Raw genomic sequence first — 244 nt, 5'->3', positions numbered from 1 at the left:
GCCATGGCCCGATGATGGCGTCAGCGGATGAATTCCGGATTTATATCGAGGGCAAAGGCGGCCACGGCTCGATGCCGCACGATACGATCGATCCGATCTATGTGGCAAGCCATTTGATCGGCGGACTGCAGGCAATCGTCAGCCGCCGCGTTGATCCGATCAAGCCATCCGTTATCTCGGTTGGAAAAATCGATTCGGGCACAACCTACAACATCATTCCCAATTCGGCGACGATGTACGGTAC

The 244-nt window shown here is 55.3% G+C and carries 1 protein-coding gene; it reads left to right on the top strand.

What is annotated here, in order from left to right; translation table 11 throughout:
• On the top strand, window positions 1–244 hold a 244-nt coding region (locus tag MXD62_RS09390), incomplete at both ends, for a peptidase dimerization domain-containing protein (RefSeq protein WP_248828972.1).

The organism is Frankia sp. Mgl5 (genome assembly GCF_023242985.1).
GTDB lineage: Bacteria > Actinomycetota > Actinomycetes > Frankiales > Frankiaceae > Parafrankia > Parafrankia soli.
This window is presented reverse-complemented; position numbering and strand designations above follow the sequence as displayed.